The organism is Candidatus Poribacteria bacterium (assembly GCA_026702755.1).
In the GTDB taxonomy this organism is placed as follows: Bacteria; Poribacteria; WGA-4E; order WGA-4E; family WGA-3G; genus WGA-3G.
The window spans coordinates 1-6,099 of the sequence record JAPPBX010000067.1; the positions used below are offsets into that span (position 1 = coordinate 1).

4 protein-coding genes are annotated in these 6,099 nt (G+C 47.5%); 3 read left to right on the forward strand and 1 reads right to left on the reverse strand.

Going from position 1 to position 6,099, the window contains the following annotated elements:
* The first annotated feature begins 100 nt into the window (after positions 1 to 100).
* From OXH39_12155 to OXH39_12165, 3 genes are all read left to right on the forward strand, one after another.
* On the forward strand, positions 101 to 3,169 hold the full coding sequence (locus OXH39_12155; GenBank protein MCY3551203.1) for an N-6 DNA methylase: 3,069 nt from the start codon (positions 101 to 103) through the stop codon (positions 3,167 to 3,169).
* A gap of 504 nt (positions 3,170 to 3,673) precedes the next feature.
* Positions 3,674 to 4,432 carry a thermonuclease family protein gene (locus OXH39_12160; GenBank protein ID MCY3551204.1) on the forward strand — a complete coding sequence of 253 codons (759 nt, stop codon included), beginning with the start codon at positions 3,674 to 3,676 and terminating at the stop codon, positions 4,430 to 4,432.
* Between the two features lie 141 nt (positions 4,433 to 4,573).
* The gene (locus tag OXH39_12165) at positions 4,574 to 5,416 is read left to right on the forward strand and encodes a hypothetical protein (GenBank protein ID MCY3551205.1); all 843 of its coding nucleotides are present in this window, start codon (positions 4,574 to 4,576) and stop codon (positions 5,414 to 5,416) included.
* Positions 5,417 to 5,784: 368 nt separating this feature from the next.
* Here OXH39_12165 and OXH39_12170 read toward each other — a convergent pair.
* The coding region (locus OXH39_12170; GenBank protein ID MCY3551206.1) for a hypothetical protein at positions 5,785 to 6,099 on the reverse strand (315 nt) is incomplete at its 5' end.

A 6,099-nucleotide genomic window follows, 5' to 3' on the forward strand; every position in this document is an offset into this window, starting at 1 on the left:
CCTCCTACCTGCAGGCGAGGTTTGCAACCTCGCTTACTGACTGCTGACTTATTTTACTTTCCACTTGACCTATCTCCCCGAAACCTGCTATCATACCCGCATGCCGAAACTCAACCTCAAACCTAATCACAAAGCAATCCGCGATTACTACACCACGCTGCAGCAATACAAACAACACGACATCACACACGAAGGTGCCGTCAGCTCACCTTTTGATACATTATTACAATCTTGTGCAAAACAGGTGAACGCCACACTCGTCCCACAATACCCAATGCGTACCTCAAAAGGGAACCGTATCGTCATTGACGGTGCAATCCTCGACGAATACGGACTCCCGCTCGGCTACTGGGAAGCGAAAGATATAGACGACGACCTCGCCAAAGCGGTGCAGGAGAAACAGAACACAGGCTATCCGCTCGACAATATCCTCTTCCAAACGCCACAGCGTGCCATCTTATACCAGAACGGACAAGAGGTCCTGGACGTTGATATTACGGAACCCACACATCTAATTGATACCCTGCAATACCTTTTCTCTTACGTCCCACCCGCCCTGGACAATTGGCAGACTGCCGTCTCCGATTTCAGGGAACACGTCCCAGACCTCGCAACCAAACTAAAGGAACTCATTGAGCAACGCCACGAAACCGATCCAGCCTTCAAGAAAGCGTTCTCCGATTTTTACGAAACCTGCCGCACCGCGATTAACCCCGAACTCTCACAGGATGCCGTCGAGGAGATGCTCATCCAGCACATCCTCACCGAACGCATCTTCAGGACTGTCTTTAACAACTCCGCCTTCACCCGCCGAAACATCATCGCACGCGAGATTGAAAATGTCGTTGACGAACTTATCCGTCAGGCGTTCAGTCGCGAGGAATTCCTCAAACCCTTAGACCGGTTCTACGTCTCCATTGAGCAAGCCGCGATGCTCTGCCAAGACTTCACCCAAAAACAGCACTTCCTCAACACGTTCTACGAGAAATTTTTTCAGGGGTTCTCCGAAGATGTGGCAGACACACACGGCATCGTCTACACGCCGCAACCGATCGTCGATTTCATGGTGAAAAGTGTAGAGCATATCCTCGAAACCGAGTTCGATCGATCGTTGTCGGATACTGGGGTTCATATCATCGACCCGTTCGTCGGGACGGGCAATTTCATCGTCCGTCTCATGCAGGACATCCAAGGCACAGCGTTAGAGGAGAAATACCGTCACGAGTTCCACTGCAACGAGGTAATGCTCCTACCCTACTACATCGCCAGCCTGAACATCGAACAAGAATTCTTTCAACGCACAGGGACGTATCTGCCGTTTGAAGGCATCGCGCTTGCGGACACGTTTGAATTGCTGGAACAGCAGCAAGGCGAACTCTTCACGCGCGAAAACACGGAACGGGTGGAGAGACAGAAGACAGCGGATATGTTCGTCGTCATCGGCAATCCACCTTATAATGCGTGGCAAGTAAATGAAAACGATAATAACAAAAATCGCAAATATGAGACGATGGACAAGCAGATCGCGGAGACGTATGCTAAAGACTCCAAAGCAACGCTCAAAAACGCGCTTTACGATCCGTATGTGAAAGCGATCCGATGGGCATCAAAGCGGATTGGAGAGGAAGGGGTTGTCGCATTTGTAACAAATAATAGCTTCCTTGACGGTTTGGCGTTTGATGGGATGCGAAAACATCTTGCAGAAGATTTTGACGCGATCTACATTCTGGATTTGGGAGGGAATGCACGAAAAGGATTAAAGGTATCAGAGGCGAATGTGTTCGGCATTCGGGTTGGGGTGAGCATCAACCTGTTTATCAAGGCAAAGCAGAATCCATCACCTTCTGGTCATATCTTTCATTATCAAACAGACGAACTATGGAACAAAGAGCGTAAGTTTGAATTTCTCAATGAACATCAACACATTGGTGCTATTGAGTGGAAATCTATTCAACCGGATGCACGACACACATGGCTCACCGAAGGACTCCACACCGAGTTTGATGCCTTCATCCCGATGGGAACTAAGGAAACGAAGGTAGAAAAAGACACAGCGATAGATGTAATCTTTAAGACTTACAGTAGTGGTGTTACAACGGGACGCGACCCATGGATTTACAACTTCGACCAAGACGCACTTGCTAATAACATGCACAGAATGATTGAGGATTACAATGCCGAGGTCGCTCGATGGGCGCAAAGGACGAACCGAAGTGCCAATCTTGATGATTTTGTGGTGTCAGATGATACGAAAATCAAATGGAGTTCAACCTTAAAACAAAAACTGAAGGGTGGACAAATCGCCTCATTTGCGGAAGCGAAAATCCGACAGTCAATCTATCGTCCCTTTACAAAATCCCACCTCTATTTCGACAGAATGGTAAACGATAGAATGCTTGTATTTCCATCTATCTTCCCTACCCTGGAGACAGAATCGGAAAATAGAGTGATTATCGTTAGCGATCACGGCTTCCGAGCAGGCTTTAATACCCTGATGGCAAATCTGATTTCTGACTCCCACATACTTGCGACTCAGGACCGCTTTCAATGTTTCCCGTTTTACACCTACGATGAAGACGGCACAAACCGACGAGAGAACATCACCGACTGGGCATTGGCAGAATTCCGAACCCACTACAGCGATGACACCATCACCAAATGGGACATCTTCCACTACAACTACGCGCTCCTGCACCACCCCACCTATCGCGAGAAATACGAGATGAACCTCAAGCGCGACCTCCCGCATATCCCTTTCGCCGAAGACTTCTGGGGATTCGCCGAGGCAGGCGCGGCATTAGCGGACCTCCACGTTAACTACGAATCCGCTCCGAAATATAATGGACTGAAATATATTGAGACACCCGGAATGCCGGTAGATTGGCGCGTTGAGAAGATGAAACTCTCCAAAGACAAGACGCAGCTGAAATACAACGATTTCCTGACATTGGACGGCATCCCTGCGGAGGTCTATGAGTATCGACTCGGCACACGGTCTGCGTTGGAGTGGGTGGTAGATCAGTATCGTGTCAAGACAGACAAACGGAGCGGCATCATCAATGACCCGAACCGTGAGACAGAACCGCGGTATATCGTTGACCTCGTCGCCAGCGTCATCACCGTCAGCCTAAAGACGGTGGAGATTGTTAGAAACTTACCTACGTTGTAAAGGTTTCTTGTGCGAGGGGTTTGTAAACCCATTCTTTTTTTAAAACGTGAGCTCCTGTAGGTTGGGTTGAGCGGGTTGAAAATCAAAGGTAGGTCTTTCAAAGGACATCAAACCTGATAGACCCGTGTATGCGTGGAGAAACCCAGCGAAACCCAACGTTCTTTACGTCAAGTGCTGGAAACATGTCGGTAGTTTGCGTTGGGTTTCGCTATCTTCTTGATTGATAGGAGGGTGTAGAGTAGTAAAATGTGCTTGGTGTGTCCATATCATTTTTTGAACTCCGCTCAACCTAACGGAAACACCCAAGCAAAAACACCTACGATGCTATGACACGTTTTTTCTAAAATTGACAGTTATGGTTTGCACCCACAGCACACAAACTGGAAAGTTTGTGCTACAAGGGTCGCAAGGTGGTTCTCGGGAGAAAAGACCTGTTATGGAACTCACATTATTTATTATCAAACTGACGTTTTTTTTAAATTAGAAGAACTATGGAGCATTCCAATGTTTAGATATTTTGTCATTTTACTCACACTCGTCGGAATCTTCAACGATGTATCCGCGCATAACAGGAAGGTAGCATCGGACGGCTGTCATAGAGAAGGTGATTCTTATCACTGCCATTCCGCAGATACAACGATAGGTTTTATATCGAACGAAGCCCGTTATTACGAAGTAGACCGAGTTATTGACGGAGACACCCTCGATTTCATCTATAGCGACCAAGGTATCATTACAACACGGCTCTACGGTGTGGATACCCCTGAAAGCCATAAAGGGACAAAACTCACGAAAGATGCGAAATCTGTATTGGAACAAGGTGGCACTACACCTGACCACGATGACTATGAGGACCTTTTGGAAACCGAGAAAGAACGTCAATTGGAACTCGGCGCAGCGGCAACGCAATACGTCGAGGATACCCTCGAAGACAAGGATGTATTCGTACTTTTCGAGGATTCTGACACATTTCCGTTTATCCAAAAGGGTTCTGAAGGGAGGTTCTTGGCGTATGTGTTTTACGCAGATGACACCGGGACTCGCATGCTAAACTTACAACTTATTGCCGAGGGGCATGCCGAAGCCGATTACCTGGACGCGCCATTCCGATACCGATGGGCGTTCATTGATGACGACATGGACGCAGTAAGGGAAAACATTGCGTCTGTAGCACTCCCAGAGAAGCCTGTAACACTTTCACCGGCATCCGTCCGTCACCACCTCACAACTTCTTGGGCAGTGCTGAAGAAACGATACCGCTAAGGTACACCGTGTGGCGCGCTGGAAGTCGGTATTTTCCATATCTTTAACCCCCTAAATCCCCCTTATCAGGGGGACTTTAAGAAGCAGTGCGTAAGTCCTGTTAATATTATCCAAACTTTAGTATAGAAAGGAAATTGATTTATGAAACATTTATTTTCTTTGAGTATTCTGATTCTCATTGTTGTCGTTTTTTCGAGTTGCGACGACCGAATGCAAGAGGCTATGAAGCCAATCACCGAAAATGTTATCGGTGATCCCGTGACGGAACCTGAGTATGCCGATGTACCGCTCATCGACGCACCCGAGTTAGAACCGGGGCTGTATCGGATGACTGTTACGTCGGGCCACGTTTTAGATGATCGTTATGTTGATTCTCTTGGTACGTTCCCGATGCCTGAGAATGAAAATGTCCTTGTTGCCGTGCATTTGTATCCGGTGGTAGAAGACTTCAGCTATGATCATTTTCTCGATGCTCAAGTCGTTGTTCGGATATACGCGAAAGATATTACGCCGCCGTTCATTGATGATACGGGTACAACATATCACATCTATCACGGTAGTGTCATAAATGTTTTCAAGAAAACTGAAAACAGTGAGATCGTTTATGCGTATGAGCCGCCAGGCGAAGCGGATTTACCTGTTTTACAAACAGCGTTTGCCGGAGGCAGCGTCGAACCGGGTCGATATCTCATGTTTATAGACGGTTACGATTATGATCCTGAAACCTATAGATTGACCGAATTGTCTTGCTTCACAACGGACGGAAAGAATTTTATTTCTGTCGTCTTAGAGAAGCAGCCGGATCTGTATAAAAAAGACGATACCCTTATTTTCTCGCGCTCACTGGCGGTTATTGTTGACGTCGGTGAGCCTCTCGGTCTCAGGACGCACACAACAGATGGCGTGCCACACAGCCACCACGATTATTCAGGTATTGCTGTCGATATATTTGGGGACCCGGGTGCCCTCGTATACGATGAATAGCCGACAGTTTTTGAGTATTGTTTTTTTGTACCCATAGGTTGGGTTGAGCGGTAAAACCTCGGTCCCCTTCTGTTCTATGGATACTCTGAACATGCCGCCCCTACGGGGCTTAGGTCTGTGAGGTCCCGTTTTTCTATAACATTCCAAGCAAATAAACCCTACGGGATTCAAGCGGTTTTTGAAGTTTTCAAGGTTTTCGCGTAGAATCCGGTTCGGTTGGGGGATTTAGTCTGGGGATAGACTAAATCCATTCCTTGTATTACATTCCGAACCTACCGGACCTGGACCCACGATGGTTATTTGCTCTAAAATTGACACTTATGGTGCGGTTGCAAACCGAACCTACCAATTTTGGATTAAAGTCCTAATTATTGTTTTTTGAGATTTGCCCAAGTGCCAACGACGGTCTTTTTGACGAGAGACGGGGCAGCAGGCACAGGAACGGGAACCGTCCACTCACTTCTGATGTAGGTCGCCGCATCCCAGTCGAGACTCTCAAGCAGCACGTTCCGTAAAACTCTTGGATCCTCCATCTCCTTGAGTGCTTGGAAAATACCACCTTGCTTGTAGCAGGCGATGCCAAAGTCTATCTTGCGACCTGTGTCATCATAGAGCCGATAATCAAAGCCTGGAACGGTTGCTCCCGTGAAGCCCATTCCTATCATCGGGAAGGGTGTCTCTTC